Source organism: Methylobacterium oryzisoli (genome assembly GCF_046557895.1).
GTDB lineage: Bacteria > Pseudomonadota > Alphaproteobacteria > Rhizobiales > Beijerinckiaceae > Methylobacterium > Methylobacterium oryzisoli.
This window is the reverse complement of the sequence record NZ_JBKIBX010000018.1, coordinates 1-19,237: the sequence shown is the minus strand read 5'-3', so window position 1 is coordinate 19,237 and position 19,237 is coordinate 1. Positions and strand designations below refer to the sequence as shown.

Genomic DNA, 19,237 nt, shown 5'->3' with positions numbered 1-19,237 from the left:
GGGGGAAGAGGGATGGCCGTGAGCGAGCCGGCCGGCGAGGGCGCCCCCGTCGTCACGATGCGCGGCGTGAGCAAGTGGTTCGGCAGCTTCCAGGTGCTGCGGGCCATCGACCTCACCGTGCACCGCGCCGAGCGGATCGTCATCTGCGGGCCGTCGGGCTCGGGCAAGTCGACGCTGATCCGCTGTCTAAACCAGCTCGAAGCGCACCAGGAGGGCACCATCACGGTCGACGGCGTCGAGTTGCGGCCGGACCTGCCGGGCCTCGACGTCGTGCGGCGCGAGATCGGCATGGTCTTCCAGCGCTTCAACCTCTTCCCCCACCTCACAGCCTTGGAGAACTGCATGCTCGCGCCGATGAAGGTGCGCGGGCTCAGCCGGGCCGCCGCCGAGGAGGCGGCCCGCACCTACCTCGCCCGGGTGCGCATCCCCGAGCAGGCGCACAAGTACCCGGTGCAGCTCTCGGGCGGGCAGCAGCAGCGCGTCGCCATCGCCCGCTCGCTGTGCATGAACCCCAAGATCATGCTGTTCGACGAGCCGACCTCGGCCCTCGACCCCGAGATGGTCAACGAGGTGCTCGACGTGATGGTCGAACTCGCCGAGAGCGGCATGACCATGCTGGTGGTCACCCACGAGATGGGCTTCGCCCGCCGGGTCGCCGACCGGGTGGTGTTCATGGATCGCGGCGAGATCGTCGAGGAGGCGCCGCCCGCTTCGTTCTTCGGCAGCCCGCGCAACGAGCGCACGCGCCAGTTCCTCGGCCAGATCCTGCCGGCGGGGCTGCCCGGGACCCATTGAGCCTGGACCAATCGAGACGGTCTGCCCCGCAAATGCCACAGCCCCGATCGAGGTGTCTTTACCGAATGGAGAGATCGGTCTGCGCGGGGTGATCCGGCGTGCTAGCGTCGCGCCCGCGCTGAGGAAGAGGACATCCGGATGATCAAGGGCGGTCACAAGAAGAGCGTCGCCGCCGCGGCGCTGGCGGTCTTCTGCGCGGCCGGGACCGTGCAGGCGGCGCAATGCGGCAACGGCCCGGGCGGCTTCGAGGCGTGGAAGCGGGACTTCGCCGAGGAGGCGCGGGCGAACGGCGTCAGCGCGAACGCCGTCGCGGCCCTGATGACGACCACCTACAACACGGCGACCATCTCGGCCGATCGCGGCCAGAAGAGCTTCCGCCTGTCCCTCGACCAGTTCCTGGCCAAGCGCGGCGGCTCCACCATCGTGTCGCGCGGGCGTGCGCTCAAGCGCACCCACGCCGCCCTGTTCGCCTCGATCGAGGACCGCTACGGCGTGCCGCCCGGGCCTCTCCTGGCCATCTGGGGCATGGAGACCGGGTTCGGGGCCGTGCGCGGCAACCAGAACACCCTCTCGGCGGTGGCGACCCTGGCCTATGATTGCCGCCGCTCGGCCTTCTTCACCGACCAGCTCTACGCCGCCCTGAAGCTCGTGGACCGCGGCATCATCACGGCGAGCACCCGCGGCTCGATGCACGGCGAACTCGGCCACACCCAGTTCCTGCCGAAGGCGATCCTGAACTACGGCACAGGGGGCAGCCTGGAAAATTCCTCGGTCGCGCTCACCTCCACGGCGAACTTCCTCAAGGGGCACGGCTGGCGCGCCGGCGCGGGCTACCAGCCGGGCGAGGCCAATTTCGCCGCGCTCCAGGCCTGGAACGCCGCCTCGGTCTACCAGCGGGCGCTGGCGCTGCTCGGACGGCAGATCGACGGCGAGTAAGGCGCCGGGCATTGCGCCGGCCGCGCCGACGCGGCAGCCTGCCGGCATGATCGCGATCGACTGGGGCACGAGCAGCGCCCGGGCCTACCGGCTCGGGTCGGACGGGGCGGTGGCGGAGCGCCGCGAGGGCGCCCGCGGCATCCTGCACGTGCCGCCCGGCGGCTTCGGGCAGGCCCTCGACGAGATGGTCGGCGACTGGCTCCGGGCCGGCGAGGCGCAGGTGCTCCTCTCCGGCATGGTCGGCAGCCGCCAGGGCTGGCGCGAAGCGCCCTACCTGCCCTGCCCGGTCGGGCTCGACGCCCTGGCGGCAGGCGTGATCGCCCTGCCGTTCGAGGGAGCCGCACAGGTGCGCCTCGTGCCGGGCCTCAGCGCCGCGGACGCCTCGGGCGTGCCCGAGGTGATGCGCGGCGAGGAGGTGCAGGTCTTCGGGGCGCTTCGGGAGGCCGGCGGCGACGCGTGGCTCTGCCTGCCGGGGAGCCACGCGAAGTGGGTCGAGGTCCGGGCCGGCTGCATCGCGGGTTTCTCCACCAGCCTCACCGGCGAGGCCTTCGCGGCCCTCTCCGCCCACACCATCCTGGCCCGGATGATCGAAGGCCGGCCCGAGCCGGGGCCCGCCTTCGATGCGGGCGTGGCGCGCTCGGGCGAGCCCGGTGGGCTGCTCCACCACCTGTTCGGCACCCGCGCCCTCGGCCTGTTCGGGCGGCTCGCGGCCGGCGACGGGGCGAGCTACCTCTCCGGCCTGCTGATCGGCCACGACGTGCGGGAGAACCGGCCGGGCGGAGACGTGCCGGTCGACCTCGTCGGATCCGGGCCGCTGATGGCGCTCTACGCTCGGGCGATCGCGGGCTGCGGCGGCCGGGCGCGCAGCGGCGACCCGGATGCCGCCGCCCGGGGGCTGACCCTGATCGGGGAGAGACTCGCATGGACCTGAAGGGCTTGGACGTGAAGAGCTTGGATGTGAAGGACTGGCTCGCCCGCTGCCCGCTCGTGGCGATCCTGCGCGGCGTGCGGCCCGACGAGGTCGAGGCGGTGGGCGACGCGCTCGTGGCCGCCGGCATCGTCGTCATCGAGGTGCCGCTCAACTCGCCCGAGCCGATCGAGAGCGTGCGCCGCCTGAGCACCAGGTTCGGCGACCGCGCCCTCGTCGGCGCCGGGACGATCCGGCGCCCGGTCGAGGTGGCGGCGGTGGCGGAGGCCGGCGGGCGCCTCCTCGTGACGCCGCACGCCGATCCTGGCCTCGTGCGCGAGGCCAAGACCCGCGGCATGGTGGCGATGCCGGGCTTCTTCACGCCCGCGGAGGCGTTCGCGCTCCTCGATGCCGGTGCGGACGCCCTGAAGCTGTTTCCGGCCGAGGCCGGCGGCCCCGCGACCCTGCGGGCCCTGCGCGCCGTCCTCCCGCCGGAGGTGCCGCTCCTGCCGGTCGGCGGGGTCGATGCCGGCAACCTCGCGGCGTGGCGGGAGGCGGGCGCGGCGGGCTTCGGCTGCGGCTCCTCGCTCTACAAGCCGGGTGACGCGCCCGGCACGGTGGCCGCCAAGGCGGCGGTCCTTCTCGCCGCGCTCGGGCGCTGAGGCCGCCTAGAGCACTGCCCGATCGCGTTGCAATCGGGCAGTGCTCTAGGTCTTTGATTTTGCCGCATTTTCTTCGCCGAACCGGTATCCACTTCGTCGGAAAATGCTTTAATCGGCCTTGCGGGTCTTGATCGCCAGGGTGGTCGGGTCGAGCTTCAGGTCGAACTGCTTGCCGTTGGCATCGACGGCGTCATCGACCTCGATCATGCCGTCATCGAGCTCGATCTCCTTCCACTTCGAAAAACCCTCCTGCCGCAGGAGCGCCTCCACCTTGGCGAGCTGATCGGCCGGCAGAGGCTGGTCGGCCAGCGCGGCGCCGGTGAGCGGGATGGCGGTGGCCAGGGCCAGGGGCAGCACGAAGCGGCGCATGGGACTCTCCTCCGTCGTCACGTCCAGCGAGCAGCCGACTGGACATTAGCCGGCTCTATATCGCGCGTGCCCGTGGGAACGTCGAGGGGCCGCGACCGCCGGCCGACGCCAGGAGCCCTAGGATAACTTCGGTTCTGGCCGAAGATGCGCCTCATGAAGATTTTTCGAGATGTGCGCAAGTTTTACAAGTCGGATTCATGGGTTGAGATTCAGCTCCGAATTGACATGCGCGGATCATTTCTTATCTGCGTGCGTCAATGCCTGCCGAACCGCCTTGGGATCGCGCTGAATGACAGTCAGGTAAGCTCGCGTTGAGCTGTCCGGCCGCGCCCGACCTTGCTCCAAGTCGCGCAAAGTGCCGAGCGGAAAGCCGAAGCTCCGGGCAAACTCGGCCTGAGTCATGTCGAGGGCCGCGCGGATGGCGAGCACATCGATGTCGGCCGGGACGTGAACACGGAACGTGGCCGGATCGGCCTCGCCCTTGGCGATCGCGACGGCTTCTTCGGCGGCTTGGATGAGACGGTTACCGAATGCGGTCATGGCGTCATTCCTGGTGGCCAGAACGGTGGGCGTCTGAATAGAAATTCGCCATCCATGGTCGCGGCCGTCAGCCTCCCTGGCGGAACAGTTTCAGTCGCCACGAATGGCAAAGTCGGTGAACAATTGAGACGATCGCCGCCTGATCTGCTCCGAAATCAGTAAAGCGCGGGATCCCCTCTCCCGTGTGGGAGAGGGGAAGGGGTGAGGGTGCGGGAGGGAGCCGCAAGCAGGCGCGACGCTGCCGCTACCAGCACCACGCTTCGTGCTTGAGTCCGAACCGTTCCGTTCCCCTCACGACGCTCACAGCTTCACACTGAACCGTCACACCCTCACGCGCGATCTTCGATCGCCAGCCCCTCTCCCACACGGGAGAGGGGAGAGGCGCTTCCTCTTTACTCGAACGGATCAAGCGTAAACCGTATGAATGACGGTGTGCACGGTGACAGAGTGCGGGTTGCCCGTAGTGCAGTCAAGGAAACTGAAAGACGACGCGCGGCCGAAGCCCATGCGAACAAGATGGTGAGCCGCACCGCTCACGTCGGCGGTCATGCCATGATCTCATGACGAGGGCGCAGATCCCACCTGCCGTCATCCACGGCACGGCGCCCTCGCCTCAGCCCTCGCTCTCCAGCGCCGCGAACCACTCCGCGTAGGGCGTGGTGCGCGCCATGCGGCGGTTGTAGTCGGGCGCGCCGTCCGTCCACCAGACCGGTCCGCGCTCCCCGAGGCCCCGCTTGGCCGCGTCGACCCGGGCCCGCGCGGCGGCCCGGGCCTCGTCGTCCCCGGCATCCCGCACCGCCCGGCGGGCCCGCATCAGGTCGCCCACGAGGCGCTCCCGCTCGGCCGGGGCAAGGTGCGGGTCGGCGAGCCGCCACAGCCGCCCGCGCACCACGAGGTAGCGGCCGTCCGGCGTGCGCGGCGGGGCGGCCATCCGCTCACTCCGCGACGATGACGCGGTTGGGCAGCTCGTCCGTGTCGCCGGGGGCGGCCGGGAACTCGGCCGCGAGCGCGGCGCCGATCCGCTCCACCGCCCGGATCAGGCCGGCCTCGGCCTCCCCGCGCGCGAGCGCCGCCATCAGGTCGCGCAGCACGCCGCTCCAGGCCTCCGGCGCGATGCGCGCGAGGATGCCCTCGTCCGCCACGATCTCGGCGTGGCGCTCGGCCACCGCCAGGAAGAGCAGCACGCCGGTGCGTCCGCGGGTGCGGCTCAGGCCCCGCGACCAGAAGGCGAACTGCGCCGCCTCGCGCACCCGCGCCCGCCGCAGGCGGCGCGGCATCAGGGCGAGCCGCAGGGGCTCGGCCTCGCTCGCCGCGAGGATCAGCGCCGCGACCGCGGCCTGCACCAGCAGGATCAGGCCGGCGCTCCACGCCGTGAGCGCCAGGAGCGGCCAGGGCACGACCAGCCCCCCGACCAGGGCGGCCGTGAGCACGACGGAGCGGTAGCGCCCGGCCCGGGTGCCGAGCATCACCACGATCTCGCCCGCGGTGCCGGCCTCCGCCTGCGCCACCGCCCGGGCGACGCGCTCCTGCCCCTCGCGCGTGAGGAGATCGGCCGCCCTACCAGTCACCGGATGCTCCCCCGCCGCCCGACGAGCCGCCCCCGCCCGAGAACCCTCCTCCGAACCCGCCGCCCCCGCCCGAATAGCCGCCGCTCCAGCCGCCCGAGCCCGGCATCGGCAGGACGACGATGCCGCCGCGGCCCCGCCGTGCCCCCCGGTTCATGCGCCAGACCACGATCAGCACGATCAGGAACAGCACCACGAGCACGAGCCCCTGGGCGGAATCGACCTCGTCCTCGCGCACCTGCGGCTTGCGCTGCCACTCCTGCGCGTCTCCCGCCAGGATGGACAGGATGCCGTCGACACCGGCCGTGAGGCCGCCCGCGAAATCCCCCGCCTTGAAGCGCGGCGTGATGCTGCTCGCGATCAGCACCTTCGAGAGGGCGTCGGTGAGCGCGCCCTCCAGGCCGTAGCCCACCTCGATGCGCACCTTGCGCTCGGCCGGCGCCACCAGCAGCAGCACGCCGTTGTTGGTCTTCGCCTGCCCGAGCTTCCAGGCGCGGAAGAGCCGGTTGGCGTAATCCTCGACGCTGGTGCCCTGGAGGCTGCGCACGGTGGCCACCACCACCTGATCCGAGGTCTTGTCCTCATGCGCCTTCAGCTTGGCGTCGAGGTCGGCGCGCTGCGCGGGGGTGAGCAGGCCGGCCTCGTCCACCACGCGTCCGGTGAGCGCCGGAAACGACAGGTCGACTGCCAGCGCCGCCACCGCCAGGAGGAGGAGTGCGAGGAGCGGCAGGCCGCCCCGGGCGAGCGCCCGCATCCGTTCAGGCATGGGCGCTCGCAGCAGCGTCGCCGCCGGACCGGCGGTCATGTCGGCGCACGAGGCCTAGAACTTCACGTTCGGCGGCCGCGCGGAATCGGGCGTCGCCGTGAAGGTCTCCATCGGCTTGGCGTCGGGGTAGAACCACGCGGCGATCCAGCGCCCGGGGATGGTGCGGACCTCGGTGTTGTAGGATTGGACGGCGCCGATGTAGTCGCGCCGCGCCACCGCGATCCGGTTCTCGGTGCCTTCGAGCTGGGATTGCAGGGCGAGGAAGTTCTGGTTGGACTTCAGGTCCGGGTAGCGCTCCACCGTGACGAGGAGGCGGCCCAGCGCGCCCGAGAGCTGGTTCTGGGCGTCTTGGTACTCCTTGAACTTCTGCGGGTCGCTCACCGTCGAGGCGTCGACCTTGACGCTGGACGCCTTGGCGCGCGCCTCCGTGACGCCGATGAGCACGTCCTTCTCCTGCTGGGCGTAGCCCTTCACGGTCTCGACGAGGTTGGGGATCAGGTCGGCGCGGCGCTGATACTGGTTCTGCACCTCGCTCCAGGCCGATTTCGCCTGCTCCTCCAGGGTGGGCACCCGGTTGATGGCGCCGCAGCCCGAGAGGCCGCCCGCGACCGCCACGAGGGCGAGCGCCCCGGCGAGACGCGAGAGCCACGGCCCCGCGGCTGGAACGCTCCTGGAATACGACGGCATGCCACGCCCTCCGGCCTGCGGGATGGTTTCACGGCGCGACGGCCGATCACCATAGGGACTCGCGCGGCGCAGCTTGGTTCCGGCGAACCCGCCGATCCGTCAGCCCCCGCGCAGGCGGCGCGCCAGATCCTCGGGAATCGGCGCGGCCTTCATCCGGCCGGGATCGTCCGGGTGGCGCCCGGCCCAGACCCGGCGCTCGCGCCCCTCCACCGCCAGGTCCCCGGCATTGTGCAGCCGGTGGCGCACCGCGAAGCTGGAGCGGCCGACCTCGACCACCGTCGAGACGATCTCGACCGGGTCGCCGTAGCGCGACGGCTTGAGGAAGCGCGCGCCGGTCTCCACCAGCGGGATGCCGATCAGGTCGTAGGCGGCGAGCATCGCGGGCTTCGGCAGGCCGGTGGCGGCCTCGCACAGGAGCGCCGTCGACCAGTCGAAGAACTCGAAGAAGCGCGGATTGAAGACGATCCCGGCCGGGTCGCAATGGCCCCACTCGATGGTGAGGGACCGGGTGACGGAAAAACCGTCGTGGTCGTCGGGCGGCGTCATGCGGGGTCCGGGGTGATGACGGCGGGAGCGCAGGGCACGGCGTAGAGCAGGTCGACGAGATCCGCCCGCCCGCGCAGCACGCCGCGCTGGTTGATCGAGCCCTTGTCGGTGACCTCGTCGCGGTCGAGGGCCGGCGGCTCGGCCATCAGCAGCAGGCGGGCGACGCGGTTCGAGGAGCCGGTGCTCCGGCCCGCGAAGGCGGCGAGGCGGCGCGCGAACTCCGCCCGCACCGCCGGATCGGCCAGGATGGCCGCGTCGTCGCCCTCCGCCCCGCACAGGGCGCGGCAGGCGGCGAGGTCGGGGAAGACCAGGGCCGCGACCGTGTCGCGCGCCTCGCCCGCGAGCGCGACGTCGCGCACCAGCGGCTGAAACGCGTCGAGGAAGGCGGCCCGCAGCGGGCCGACGCTGACCCAGATGCCGGTGGTGAGCTTGAAGTCCTCGTTGAGGCGTCCGTCGAAAACCAGGCCCCGGGCGGGCTCGGCGTCATCCACCGGCACCAGCGCGTCGCCGAGGCGGTAGAAACCCTCCTCGTCGAAGGCCGCCGCGGTGAGGTCCGGGCGGCGCCAGTAGCCGGGCGTGACGTTGGGGCCGCGCAGGCGGGCCTCGCGCTTCGTCCCGACCGGGGCGAGCTTCAGCTCCACCCCCGCGGCCGGCAGCCCGACCTGCCCGGCCCGGCCGGGACCGTCGTCGGTGACGAGGGCGAAGGGCGCGGTCTCGGTGGCACCGAGGCCCGTGATCATCGGCACCGTGCGCCCGATGGTCTCGCGGGCGAGCGCGTCGATGGCATCCCAGACCGGCTGCGGAAGGCCGGCGGCGGCGAAGAAGTTCATCTTCAGCCGGCTAAAAAAGTTCTCGCGCAGCGTCCGATCGGCCCGCAGGTGGGGCACCAGCGCCTCGAAGCCCTTCGGCACCGTGAGGTAGAGCGTGGGGGCCACCTCCTTGAGGTTGCGCACCGTCTCGTGGATCGCCGCCGGGGTCGGGCGGCCCTCGTCGATGTAGAGCGTGCCGCCGTTCGCCAGCACGAGGTTGAAGTTGTGGTTGCCCCCGAAGGTGTGGTGCCAGGGCAGCCAGTCCACCATCACGGGCGGCGCCTCGGCGAGGTAGGGATAGCGCGCCGCGATCATCGCCTGGTTGGCGGCGAGCATCCGGTGGGTGTTGATCACCGCCTTCGGCACGCCCGTCGAGCCGGAGGTGAAGAGGAGCTTCGCGACCGTATCGGGCCGCACGCCCGCGTGGGCGCGGGCCACCGCCTCCGGGTCCTCGGCCGCGAGGTCCGCGAGCGGAATGGCGGAGCGCCCGACCGGCGCGCCGTCCCCGGTCACCACCTCAACGCCCTCCGGCACGGCGGTCGCCAGCGCCGGGGCGAAGACCCGGCCCTCCTCGGCGAAGACGAGGCCGGGGGTGAGCAGGTCCACGATCGCCTTCAGGCGGGCATGGTCCTGCGACACCGTGGAGTAGGCGGGCGAGACCGGCGCCACCGCGATGCCGACATGCATCGCGGCGAGCGACAGGAGCGCGAAGGCGAGGCTGTTACCGGACAGGAGCATCAGCGGGCGCTCGGCCGAGAGGCCGCGGGCGAGGAGGGCGGCGCCGATCCGCTCGACCCGCGCCAGCGCCTCGCCGTAGCTCAGCCGCTCCCAGTCCCCGCCCGGCCCGCGCCGGGCCAGGAAGGTGCGGTCGGGATGCGCGCGCGCGTGCCGCACGAGGTGCGCGGTCAGGCTGTCCGGGTAGGGCGGCAGCGGGGCCGCGGCGCGGATCACCTGCGTGCCGTCGGGCCGGGTGGCGAAGAGGTGGGCGCCGTGGCGCCTGAAGTCGGCCATGGGCTTTAGCCCTTCACCAGCGGGCAGCCGCCCTCGGCGAGCGGGCGCCACGCCTCGTCGGCGGGCAGCGTGCGGACCGCCTTGAAGTAGTCCCAGCCGCCCTTGCTCTCGCCCTCGGTCTTGGTCGCGAGCAGGTACATCGGGTGGAGCTTGCGCCCGTCGGCGCGGATCGTGCCCCTGCCGAAGATCGGGTCGTCCGTGGGCTGCGCCTTCATGGCGGCCACCAGCGCGCGGCCGTCGCCCGGGTCCTTCGCCGCGGGCAGCGTCTTCAGCAGATGCGCCACCGCCGAGTAGACGCCCGCCTGCATGTCGTTGGGCACGGCGCGGCGGGGATGGCGGGCGGCGTAGCGCGCCGCGAAGGCGCGGGTGTCGTCGCTCAGGTCCCAGTAATAGGGCGTGACGATGTAGACGCCCTGCGTGGCCTTGAGGCCCAGCGCCGGCATGTTGGTGATGTTGAGGATCAGCCCGGCGAGGCGCTGGGCCGGGGCGATGCCGAACTCCGCCGCCTGCTTGAGGGCGTTCGAGGTGTCGTCGCCCGCATTCGCCAGTCCGATCACGTCGGCGCCGGAGGCCTGCGCCTGGAGCAGGAAGGAGGAAAAATCGGAGGACCCGAGCGGGTGGCGGGCCGAGCCCTTCACGCTGCCGCCATTCGCCTTGACCTCGTCGGCGGCGCTGCCCTCCAGGTCCTTGCCGAAGGTGTAGTCGGCGGTGAGGAAGAACCACGTCTTCGCCCCCTGCGCCACCAGCGCCTTGGCGAGGCCGTGCCCGAGGGCCCAGGTGTCGTAGGTCCAGTGAATGGTGTTGGGCGAGCATTGCCGCCCGGTCAGCTCCGCGGTGCCGGCGCCCGAGCCGATGAAGACCTTGTTCTTGTCCCGCGCGAGGTTCGACACCGCGAGCGCCACGGCGGAGTTCGGCACGTCCACGATGACGTCGACGCCCTCCTGATCGAACCAGCGCCGGGCGATCGACGCGCCGATATCGGTCTTGTTCTGATGGTCGGCGGAGACGAGGTCGACCGGCCGCCCGGCTCGTCCGGCGAAATCCTCGATGGCGAGCTGGGCGGCGATGACCGAGCCCTGGCCCTGGTAGTCGGCGTAGGGGCCGGACATGTCGTTGAGGACGCCGATCTTGAGCGGCCGCTCGGCCGCGGCGGCCGGGGCCGCGAAGGCGAGGCAGGCCGCGAGGGCCGTGGCGAGGATTCGGCGTGACATGGCGTGTTCCTCCAGGGGGAGTCGTGGGGTCGGTCTTATTCGGCTGTGAGCCTATTTCTTCTTATGTTTGTTTCGATATCGGCGGCTTCGATTAGATAAAGGACCCGCGAGAACCCCTCTCCCGTGCGGGAGAGGGGATCCTGCGGTGCTCGCGGATCTCTGGCGGAGCCTCGCGCCGGACCCTACTCCCGCACCTTCCTGGCCCGCCCCTCCAGGAACTCCGTCAGCCGGCGCTTGGCCTCGGCATCGCTCTGGGCCACGGCCGTCATCAGGGCCTCGGTGAGGTAGCCGGTGGCGGGGTCGGCCTCGGCGATGCGGGGCAGGGCGTGGATCAGGGCGTAGTTGGTGAGCGGCGCGTTCTCGGCCGCCCGGGCGGCGAGCGCCACCGCCCGCTCAAGGCCCTCGCCCGGGGGCACGACGTAGTGCGAGATGCCGAGGCGCTCGCCGCTCTCGGCGTCGTGGACGCGGCCCGTCAGCATCATGTCGCGCATCCGCGACACGCCGATCAGCCGCGGCAGGCGCACCGAGGCGCCCCCGCCCACGAAGATGCCGCGCTGGCCCTCCGGCAGGGCGTAGAAGGCGGAGGTCTCAGCCACCCGCAGGTGGGCGGCGAGCGCGAGTTCGAGCCCGCCGCCGATCACCGCTCCCTTGAGCGCGGCCACCACCGGCACCCGGCCGAACTCGATCTCGTGGAAGGCCCGGTGCCACATGCGCGAGTGCAGCATGCCGGCGGGCGCGTCGCGCTGGGTGAGCTCCGCGAGGTCCAGCCCGGCGCAGAAATGCTCGCCCTCGGCCGCGAGCACCAGCGCCCGCACATCGTCCGGCAGGTTGCGGGCGATGCGCTCCAGCGCCAGGATCATGCCGTCGTCGAGGGCGTTGCGCTTGCCCGGCCGGGCCAGCGTCACCACCGCGACGGCCTCCCGGCGCGCGACGCGCACGGCCTCCGTGCCCAGGGCCGACAGGTCTTCCGCCATGGCGGTTCCTCCGCATGTCGCCTCCGGCCTGTGATCGCCGGATTGCCAAATCCGATTAGTAATGTGATATAACTATCTCGCCGGGTCAATCGGGCTTGCGGGCACCGGACCAAAGGACCCGGCTCAGGGAGGGCGCGCCATGATGGACGCGAGCACGGACGCGAGCGAGCCGGCCGGCGGCTACCGCACGGCGATTCGCCGGGTGGCGGTGATCGGCACCGGGGTGATCGGGGCGTCCTGGGCCTCGCAGTTCCTGGCCCGCGGCCTCGACGTGACGGCCTGCGACCCGGCGCCGGGGGCCGAGGAGCGCCTGCGCGCGACCGTGGCCCGGCAATGGCCGGCCCTCACGGAGATCGGCCTCGCGGCGGGGGCTTCGCCCGAGCGCCTGCGCTTCGAAACCGAGCCGGAGGCGGCGGTGGCGGGGGCCGACTTCGTGCAGGAGAACGGCCCCGAGCGCCTGGAGATCAAGCGCGAGACCTATCGGCGCCTCGACGCGGCGGCCCCGCCCGACGTGGTGCTGGCCACGAGCTCGTCGGGTCTCACCCCGAGCGCGATCCAGGCCGCCTGCCGCCACCCGGGCCGGGTGGTGCTCGGCCATCCCTTCAACCCGCCCCACCTCGTGCCGCTGGTGGAGGTGCTGGGGGGCGAGCGCACGCACGAGGGCGCGGTCGCGGCCGCGATGGCCATCTACGCGGATCTCGGCAAGCGCCCGATCCGCCTGAAGCGCGAGCTCGTCGGCCACGTCGCCAACCGGCTCCAGGCGGCGTTGTGGCGCGAGGCCTTCCACCTCGTCGGCACGGGGGCGGCCTCGGTGGCCGACATCGACGCCGCGATCAGCCACGGGCCGGGCCTGCGCTGGGCCCTGATGGGGCCGTGCCTGCTCAACCACCTCTCCGGCGGTCCCGGCGGGCTCGCCCACACCCTCGACCACCTCGGCCCCCTGATGGAGGCGATGTGGGCGGATCTCGGCGACCCGCGCCTGACCCCGGAGCTGAAGGACGCGCTCGTCCGGGGGCTCGGCGAAGAGCTCGCCGGGCGCGACGCGGAGGCGATGCTGGCGGAGCGCGACGCCATCCTGATCGAACTCGTGCGGCGCAAGCGCGGGGCGGCGAACCTGCCGTGAGCGGCAGCACCCGGGGATCCCCGGGCGAGAGCGCGGGTCCGCATCATCGCCGCCGCCGGACCGGCGAGCCGGGATGATGCTCCGGATTCGACCAGGCCGGATTCAGCCAGGCAAAGTTCAACCAGGCAAAGTTCAACCAAGGAGGACCCCATGGCCAAGGTGATCGTGACGGTGGCGCCGACGGGCGGCATGGCCTCGAAGGCGCAGAACCCCAACCTGCCGACCCAGCCGGACGAGATCGCCGAGTCGGTGCACAAGTCGTGGAAGGAGGGCGCCGCCATCGCGGCGCTCCACGCCCGGCGCCCCGACGACGAGGCGACCTGCAACGCCGACATCTACCGGCGCATCAACGGCCTGATCCGCGAGCGCTGCGACATCGTCCTCAACAACTCGACCGGCGGCGGCTCGAACGGCGACATGCTGGTCTCTCGCCCCGACGGCCTGTTCGAATCGAACTTCGAGGAGCGGCTGAAGGGCTGCGACGCGGGCGCCGAGATGGCGACCTTCGACGGCATGACCTTCGCCGACGTGCACGGGGGTCGCGAGATCCTGGTGATCACCACGCCCTCGCGCTGCGAGGCGCTGGCGAAGCGCATGCAGGAGCGCGGCATCAAGCCGGAATGGGAGGTCTTCGGCCCGCAGCACATCCTGCAGGACGTCACCCGGCTGATCGAGAAGGGCTACGACAAGCCGCCCTACTACATCAACATGGTGCTGGGCGCCGACAAGGGGTTTCAGGGCGCGATGCCCTATTCCCACGACATCCTGGCGGCGATGATCCGGATGCTGCCGCCGCAATCGATCTTCTGCGTGTCGGCGATCGGCCCGGCGCAGCTGCCCGCGACGACGCAGGCGATCCTGCTCGGCGGCCACGTCCGGGTGGGGCTGGAGGACAACAACTACTATGCCCGCGGCCAGCTCGCCACGAACGAGCAGCTCGTCGCCCGCACGGTGCGGATCATCAAGGAACTCGGCCACGAGCCGACCAGCCCGGCCGAGGCGCGCGACATCCTCGGTCTTCCCGCGCGCTGAGCGGAATCGCACCGGGGCCGGCGGTGGACGGACCGCGCCGCCGGCCAATCTTCATCGGGCGATGACGGCCGCCCCCGGCGGCCGGGGAGGAGCCCGATGACTGCAACCCCCTTCACCTGCGACGTTCCGGACGCGGCGCTGGCCGACCTGCGCGAGCGGCTGGCCCGCACCCGCCTGCCCGATCAGGCGCCCGAGGCGCCCTGGACCTACGGGACGGACGTCGCCTACCTCGCCGACCTGATCGGCCATTGGCGCGACGGCTTCGACTGGCGGGCGCAGGAGGCGGCGCTGAACGCCTTCCCGCAGGTGATGGTGCAGGTGGGCGATCTCGGCGTGCACTGCCTGCACGTGCCCGGCAAGGGAGCGGCGGGGGGGCCGGCGCCCCGGCCGCTCCTGCTCTGCCACGGCTGGCCGGGCTCGGTGTTCGAGTTCCTCGACATCATCCCGCGCCTCACCGATCCGGCGGCGCACGGGGGCGACCCGGCGCAGGCCTTCACGGTGGTGGCGCCCTCGCTGCCCGGCTACGGGTTCTCGTTCCGCCCGGGCCAGCGGCGGCTCGGCGTCGAGGAGATCGCCGACACGCTGGCCGAGACGATGGGGCTCCTCGGCTACGACCGCTTCCTCGCGCAGGGCGGCGACTGGGGCGCCTTCGTCACCGCCCGCATGGCCTACCGCTACCCCGAGCGGATCGCGGGCCTGCACCTCAACATGCTGCCGGTGCGCCGCGACAGGAGCGGGGCCGACCCGACGCCCGAGGAGGCGGCCCATTACGAGCGGGTCGCGCACTGGCTCAAGGAGGAGACGGGCTACCAGTGGATCCAGGGCACGCGCCCGCAGACGCTGGCCTTCGCGCTCACCGATTCGCCCGCCGGGCTCGCGGCGTGGCAGGTGGAAAAATTTCGGGCGTGGTCGGATTGCGGCGGCACGATCGAGACCGCGATCCCGCGCGAGCGGATGCTCGCCAACATCGCGCTCTACTGGTTCACGGGGGCGATCGGCTCCGCCTCGCATCCCTACTTCGCCCGCATGCACCGGCCCTGGCCGATCCCGGACGGGGAAAAGATCACGGTGCCGACGGGCTACGCGGCCTTTCCCAAGGAGATGGTGCGCCCGCCGCGCTCCCTCGCGGGCGCGATGTTCGCCGACATCCGGCGCTGGACCGAGATGCCGCGCGGCGGCCACTTCGCGGCGCTGGAGCAGCCGGCCCTCCTGGCCGACGACATCCGGGCCTTCGCGGCGTCGCTGTGACGGCGGCCCGCCGGCCGCCAGGCTACGGCTTCACCAGCGGGCAGCCGCCGTCCTTCAGCGGCCGGAAGGCCTCCTCGGCTGGGATCTCCGCCACCGTCTCGTAGTAATCCCAGCGTCCCTTCGAGGCGGCGGGCGCCTTCACGCGAAACAGGTACATGGCGTGGACCGCCCGGCCGTCCGGCCGGATGACGGTGCGGCCGAACAGGGGATCGTCGATGGGCGCCGCCGCCATGCGCCGGACCACCTGCGCGCCCGCCACCGTGGACTCGGCCGCCGCCGCCCGCAGGTAGGCGAGCGTGCTCGAATAGACGCCCGCGTGGTTCATGGTCGGCATGCGCCCGCCGGTGCGCTCCGCGAAGCGCCGCGACCACGCCCGGGTGCCCTCGTTGAGGTCCCAGTAGAAGGCCTCGGTCAGGACGAGGCCCTGCGCGGCGGACAGGCCGAGCGCGTCGATATCCGTGAGGAAGACGAGGAGCCCGGCGAGCTGCTGCCCGCTCGCCCGCCCGATGCCGAACTCCGCCGCCTGCCGGATGGCGGTGGTGGCGTCCGTGCCGGCATTCGCGAGCCCGATCACCTGGGCGCCGGACCCTTGCGCCTGCAGCAGGTAGGAGGAGAGGTCGGCGCTGCCGAAAGGCGCCCGCACCGCCCCCTTCACGCTGCCGCCGGCCGCCTTCACCAGCGCGCCCGCGTCGCGCTCCAGCGCGTGGCCGAAAGCGTAATCGGCCGTTAGGAAGAACCACGAGGTACCCCCTAAGCGGACCAGCGCGCGCGCTGTGCCGTTCGCCAGCGCCCAGGTGTCGAACACCCATTGCACGGTGGTGGGCGCACAGGCCTTGCCGGTGAGGTCCGAGGTCGCGGTCGAGGAGGCCAGGAAGGCCCGGTCCTTCTGGCGCAGCACCTCGTTGACCGCGAGGGCGACCGCGGAGTTCGGCACGTCCACGATGGCCGCGACGTCGTCGACGTCGACCCAGCGCCGCGCGATCTGCGCGCCGACATCGGCCTTGTTCTGGTGATCCGCCGACAGGATCTCGACCTTCGGGGCGGCAGTGCCGGCCTCCCGGGCGAAATCCTCCGCGGCCAGCTGCGCGGCCGTCACCGAGGCGGGGCCCGACAGGTCGGCGTAGGGGCCCGACATGTCGTTGAGCACGCCGATGCGGATCCGGTTGCCGGCGATCTCGGCCTGCGCGGATCCGGCGCCCGGACAGGCGAGGGCGAGGGCCAGGAGGGCGCTCGCCCACGGGCTGCGGCACGTCCGGCGGCCCGGCGGGATGGCATGACCTTCCAGTTCCGGGTGCAGCGGCAGTATCGAAGGGCTGGCCGGCGCGGATCGCGCGGGCTCGCGGCAGAGGGCATGCTCCATGGGTATCCTCCTGAGGGGGCGTCCCGCGCGGTCTGGCGCCGATCGGCCGCCTCCATATTGACAGCATACGTTCAATCAGTATGCTGTCAATATGATCTGAGGCAGAGCCGCTGCCGGTTCCGCCCCGCCGGCGGTCCGGGCTGTCCCGCCCGCCAACGGAATGCCAGGAGAGAGCGCCGTGTCGATGGACGACCTCTACGCCAAGCCGGGCCACCTGATCCGGCGCGCCCAGCAGATCGCCGTCTCGATCTTCCTCGACGAATGCGCGCCCTTCGACCTGACGCCGGTGCAGTACGCCGCGCTGGTCGCGATCCGGGAGCAGCCGGGGATCGACGCGACCCGCCTCTCGGCCCTCGTCGCCTTCGACCGCTCGACCCTGGGCAGCGTGCTGGAGCGGCTGGAAGCCAAGGGCCTCGTCGCCCGCGCGGGCAGCCCGGAGGACAAGCGCATCAAGGTGCTGAGCGTGAGTCCCGAGGGGACACGAGTGCTGGCGGCGGTCGAGCCCGCGGTGCAGCGGGCGCAGGAGCGCATCCTGGCGCCGATCCGGCCGGAGGACCGGCCGCGCTTCCTGGCGATGCTGGGTCAGCTGGTGGAGTTCAACAACGAGGTGTCTCGCGCGCCGCTGAAGGTGGCCGCGGGGCGCTGAGCGCCGGACGGCACGGGAGGCGGCCCCGATGGCGGGCCGCGCTCCGAGACGACGTGAGTCACGCCATCGGAGAGGCCCTCGCCATGCAGTTCCATCTCAACGGATACAGGCCGGGAGACCCGGCGATCGCCGAGCCGCTCGGGGAGCCCGATGCGGCGCGGCCGGACGATGGGCTTCCGGCCGAGGTCGACGTCCTCATCGTGGGCAGCGGCCCGACCGGGCTGACCCTGGCGGCGCAGCTCGCGGCCTTTCCCGACATCACGACCCGGATCGTCGACCAGCGGCCGGGCCGGCTCCTCGTGGGCCAGGCCGACGGCATCGCCTGCCGCACCATGGAGATGTTCCAGGCCTTCGGCTTCTGCGAGCGCGTGCTCAAGGAGGCGTACTGGGTCAACGAGACCGCCTTCTGGAAGCCCCGCGACGGCCGGCCGGACGAGATCGCCCGCAGCGGCCGGATCCAGGACACGGAGGACGGGCTGTCCGAGTTCCCGCACGTCATCCTGAATCAGGCGCGGGTGCACGACTTCTACCTCGACGCGATGCGCAACGCCCCGGCGCGGCTGGAGCCGAGCTACGGGCGCCGGTTCCTCGACCTCGACCTCGCCGCCGCGGAGCCGCCGGACGGCCATCCGGTGACGGTCAGGCTGGAGCGGGTCGATGACGCCCACCAGGGCGAGGTGGAGACCGTGCGGGCGCGCTACGTGGTGGGGTGCGACGGGGCCCGCAGCGGCGTGCGCCGCGCGCTCGGACGGGCGCTCCACGGTGATTCGGCCAACCAGGCCTGGGGCGTGATGGACGTCCTGGCGGTCACCGACTTCCCCGACATCCGCCTGAAGGCCGCCATCCATTCGGCCCACGAGGGCAGCCTCCTCGTCATCCCGCGCGAGGGCGGCTACCTCGTGCGGCTGTACATCGAACTCGACAAGCTCAGGCCCGACGAGCGCGTCGCGGACCGCGCCATCACGGTCGACCGCCTCGTCGCGGCCGCCCAGCGCATCCTGCACCCCTACACGCTGGAGGTGAAGGAGGTGGCGTGGTGGTCGGTCTACGAGATCGGCCAGCGGCTCTGCGACCGGTTCGACGACGTGCCGGCGGAGGAGGCCGGCCGGCGCACCCCGCGGGTCTTCATCGCGGGCGACGCCTGCCACACCCACAGCCCCAAGGCTGGGCAGGGCATGAACGTCTCGATGCAGGACGGTTTCAACCTCGGCTGGAAGCTCGCCTCCGTGATCCGGGGCCGCAGCACGGCGGCGATCCTGCACACCTACTCGTCCGAGCGCCAAGGGGTGGCGCGGGAACTCATCGACTTCGACCGGGCCTTCGCCAAGATGTTCAGCGCGGCGCCCAAGCAGCCCGGCGCTGAGGGCGAGGGCATCGATCCGGAGGAGTTCCAGCGCTACTTCGTCAAGCAGGGCCGCTTCACGGCGGGCACGGAGACCTGCTACGCGCCCTCGCTCATCTCGGCCGAACCCCGCCACCAGCATCTCGCCGCGGGGCTGACGATCGGCAAGCGCTTCCACTCGGCGCCGGTGATCCGCCTCGCCGATGCCAAGCCGGTGCAGCTGGGCCACGCGGTGACGGCGGACGGCCGCTGGCGCCTGTTCGTCTTCGCCGACGATCAGGACCCGACCGTCCCGTCCTCCCGGCTTCACGTCCTCTGCGGCTTCCTCGCCGCCTCGCCCGATTCGCCGATCCGGCGCGCCACGCCGGACGGTGCCGACCCCGACGCGATCATCGACGTGCGGGCGATCCTGCAGCAGGGCCACCGCGCGGTGGCGATCGGCGCCCTGCCGCCGCTCCTGCGGCCGCGCAAGGGCCGCTACGGGCTCGTCGACTACGAGAAGGTTTTTTGTCCCGACCTCAAGGCTGGCGACGTCTTCGATCTGAGAGGCATCGCGCGCCAGGAGGGCTGCGTCGTGGTCGTGCGCCCCGACCAGTACGTCGCCCACGTTCTGCCGCTCGACGCAACGTCCGACCTGGCCGCCTTCTTCGATGCGTTCATGATATGAGCGCAGGGAGTGCGGCCGAGAGCGCCGTCGCGGGCGCTCTC

General features: G+C 72.1%; 21 protein-coding genes. 9 read left to right on the top strand and 12 right to left on the bottom strand.

Annotation, left to right across the window (positions count from 1 at the left end; translation table 11 throughout):
* Positions 1 to 12: 12 nt before the first annotated feature.
* The 4 genes from ACKUB9_RS18135 to ACKUB9_RS18120 all read left to right on the top strand — a co-directional run bounded on the left by ACKUB9_RS18135 (position 13) and on the right by ACKUB9_RS18120 (position 3,300).
* Positions 13 to 795 (top strand): amino acid ABC transporter ATP-binding protein, encoded by a 783-nt coding sequence (locus ACKUB9_RS18135; protein ID WP_407525000.1) that lies wholly within the window; start codon positions 13 to 15, stop codon positions 793 to 795.
* Between the two features lie 138 nt (positions 796 to 933).
* Positions 934 to 1,731: a lytic murein transglycosylase gene (locus ACKUB9_RS18130; RefSeq protein WP_407524997.1), complete on the top strand. Its 798-nt coding sequence runs from the start codon at positions 934 to 936 to the stop codon at positions 1,729 to 1,731.
* A 46-nt stretch (positions 1,732 to 1,777) separates the two neighbouring features.
* Entirely contained in the window at positions 1,778 to 2,662 is an 885-nt protein-coding gene (locus tag ACKUB9_RS18125; RefSeq protein ID WP_407524994.1) for a 2-dehydro-3-deoxygalactonokinase, read from the top strand.
* A complete protein-coding gene (locus ACKUB9_RS18120) occupies positions 2,653 to 3,300 on the top strand; it encodes a 2-dehydro-3-deoxy-6-phosphogalactonate aldolase (protein WP_407524991.1) in 648 nt (215 codons plus the stop codon). The genes ACKUB9_RS18125 and ACKUB9_RS18120 overlap by 10 nt, the downstream gene beginning before the upstream one ends.
* Positions 3,301 to 3,408: 108 nt before the next feature.
* Here ACKUB9_RS18120 and ACKUB9_RS18115 read toward each other — a convergent pair whose 3' ends face one another.
* From ACKUB9_RS18115 to ACKUB9_RS18065, 11 genes are all read right to left on the bottom strand, one after another.
* The gene (locus ACKUB9_RS18115) at positions 3,409 to 3,669 is read right to left on the bottom strand and encodes a PepSY domain-containing protein (protein WP_407524988.1); all 261 of its coding nucleotides are present in this window, start codon (positions 3,667 to 3,669) and stop codon (positions 3,409 to 3,411) included.
* A 234-nt stretch (positions 3,670 to 3,903) separates the two neighbouring features.
* Positions 3,904 to 4,209: a helix-turn-helix domain-containing protein gene (locus ACKUB9_RS18110; protein ID WP_407524985.1), complete on the bottom strand. Its 306-nt coding sequence runs from the start codon at positions 4,207 to 4,209 to the stop codon at positions 3,904 to 3,906.
* A gap of 405 nt (positions 4,210 to 4,614) precedes the next feature.
* Complete coding sequence (locus ACKUB9_RS18105; RefSeq protein WP_407524982.1) at positions 4,615 to 4,758, bottom strand: hypothetical protein; 144 nt, start codon at positions 4,756 to 4,758, stop codon at positions 4,615 to 4,617.
* 64 nt (positions 4,759 to 4,822) lie between these two features.
* The gene (locus ACKUB9_RS18100) at positions 4,823 to 5,140 is read right to left on the bottom strand and encodes a hypothetical protein (RefSeq protein ID WP_407524979.1); all 318 of its coding nucleotides are present in this window, start codon (positions 5,138 to 5,140) and stop codon (positions 4,823 to 4,825) included.
* Positions 5,141 to 5,144: 4 nt separating this feature from the next.
* On the bottom strand, positions 5,145 to 5,777 hold the full coding sequence (locus ACKUB9_RS18095) for a TPM domain-containing protein (protein WP_407524976.1): 633 nt from the start codon (positions 5,775 to 5,777) through the stop codon (positions 5,145 to 5,147).
* Positions 5,767 to 6,540, bottom strand: coding sequence for a TPM domain-containing protein (locus ACKUB9_RS18090; RefSeq protein ID WP_407524974.1), 774 nt, complete (start codon positions 6,538 to 6,540; stop codon positions 5,767 to 5,769). The genes ACKUB9_RS18095 and ACKUB9_RS18090 overlap by 11 nt, the downstream gene beginning before the upstream one ends.
* 54 nt (positions 6,541 to 6,594) lie before the next feature.
* A complete protein-coding gene (locus ACKUB9_RS18085; protein WP_407524971.1) occupies positions 6,595 to 7,227 on the bottom strand; it encodes a LemA family protein in 633 nt (210 codons plus the stop codon).
* A gap of 99 nt (positions 7,228 to 7,326) precedes the next feature.
* Positions 7,327 to 7,773, bottom strand: coding sequence for an acyl-CoA thioesterase (locus tag ACKUB9_RS18080; protein WP_407524969.1), 447 nt, complete (start codon positions 7,771 to 7,773; stop codon positions 7,327 to 7,329).
* On the bottom strand, positions 7,770 to 9,593 hold the full coding sequence (locus tag ACKUB9_RS18075) for a feruloyl-CoA synthase (RefSeq protein ID WP_407524966.1): 1,824 nt from the start codon (positions 9,591 to 9,593) through the stop codon (positions 7,770 to 7,772). Before ACKUB9_RS18075 ends, ACKUB9_RS18080 begins: the two co-directional genes overlap by 4 nt.
* A gap of 5 nt (positions 9,594 to 9,598) precedes the next feature.
* The gene (locus tag ACKUB9_RS18070; protein WP_407524964.1) at positions 9,599 to 10,804 is read right to left on the bottom strand and encodes an ABC transporter substrate-binding protein; all 1,206 of its coding nucleotides are present in this window, start codon (positions 10,802 to 10,804) and stop codon (positions 9,599 to 9,601) included.
* Between the two features lie 182 nt (positions 10,805 to 10,986).
* The gene (locus tag ACKUB9_RS18065) at positions 10,987 to 11,778 is read right to left on the bottom strand and encodes a crotonase/enoyl-CoA hydratase family protein (RefSeq protein ID WP_407524961.1); all 792 of its coding nucleotides are present in this window, start codon (positions 11,776 to 11,778) and stop codon (positions 10,987 to 10,989) included.
* A 139-nt stretch (positions 11,779 to 11,917) separates the two neighbouring features.
* On the opposite strand from ACKUB9_RS18065, the gene ACKUB9_RS18060 reads away from it, so the two are divergent.
* The 3 genes from ACKUB9_RS18060 (at position 11,918) to ACKUB9_RS18050 (ending at position 15,181) form a co-directional block, all read left to right on the top strand.
* On the top strand, positions 11,918 to 12,901 hold the full coding sequence (locus tag ACKUB9_RS18060) for a 3-hydroxyacyl-CoA dehydrogenase NAD-binding domain-containing protein (RefSeq protein WP_407524958.1): 984 nt from the start codon (positions 11,918 to 11,920) through the stop codon (positions 12,899 to 12,901).
* A gap of 150 nt (positions 12,902 to 13,051) precedes the next feature.
* Entirely contained in the window at positions 13,052 to 13,933 is an 882-nt protein-coding gene (locus ACKUB9_RS18055) for a beta-keto acid cleavage family enzyme (protein WP_407524955.1), read from the top strand.
* A gap of 96 nt (positions 13,934 to 14,029) precedes the next feature.
* The gene (locus ACKUB9_RS18050) at positions 14,030 to 15,181 is read left to right on the top strand and encodes an epoxide hydrolase family protein (protein WP_407524952.1); all 1,152 of its coding nucleotides are present in this window, start codon (positions 14,030 to 14,032) and stop codon (positions 15,179 to 15,181) included.
* Positions 15,182 to 15,203: 22 nt separating this feature from the next.
* Here ACKUB9_RS18050 and ACKUB9_RS18045 read toward each other — a convergent pair whose 3' ends face one another.
* On the bottom strand, positions 15,204 to 16,541 hold the full coding sequence (locus ACKUB9_RS18045; protein WP_407524950.1) for an ABC transporter substrate-binding protein: 1,338 nt from the start codon (positions 16,539 to 16,541) through the stop codon (positions 15,204 to 15,206).
* Positions 16,542 to 16,701: 160 nt separating this feature from the next.
* Between ACKUB9_RS18045 and ACKUB9_RS18040 the strand changes: the two genes are divergently transcribed.
* The gene (locus ACKUB9_RS18040) at positions 16,702 to 17,187 is read left to right on the top strand and encodes a MarR family winged helix-turn-helix transcriptional regulator (RefSeq protein WP_407524947.1); all 486 of its coding nucleotides are present in this window, start codon (positions 16,702 to 16,704) and stop codon (positions 17,185 to 17,187) included.
* 83 nt (positions 17,188 to 17,270) lie between these two features.
* Positions 17,271 to 19,196, top strand: a complete 1,926-nt coding sequence (locus tag ACKUB9_RS18035) for an FAD-binding monooxygenase (RefSeq protein ID WP_407525270.1) — start codon at positions 17,271 to 17,273, stop codon at positions 19,194 to 19,196.
* The last annotated feature ends 41 nt before the right edge of the window (positions 19,197 to 19,237 follow it).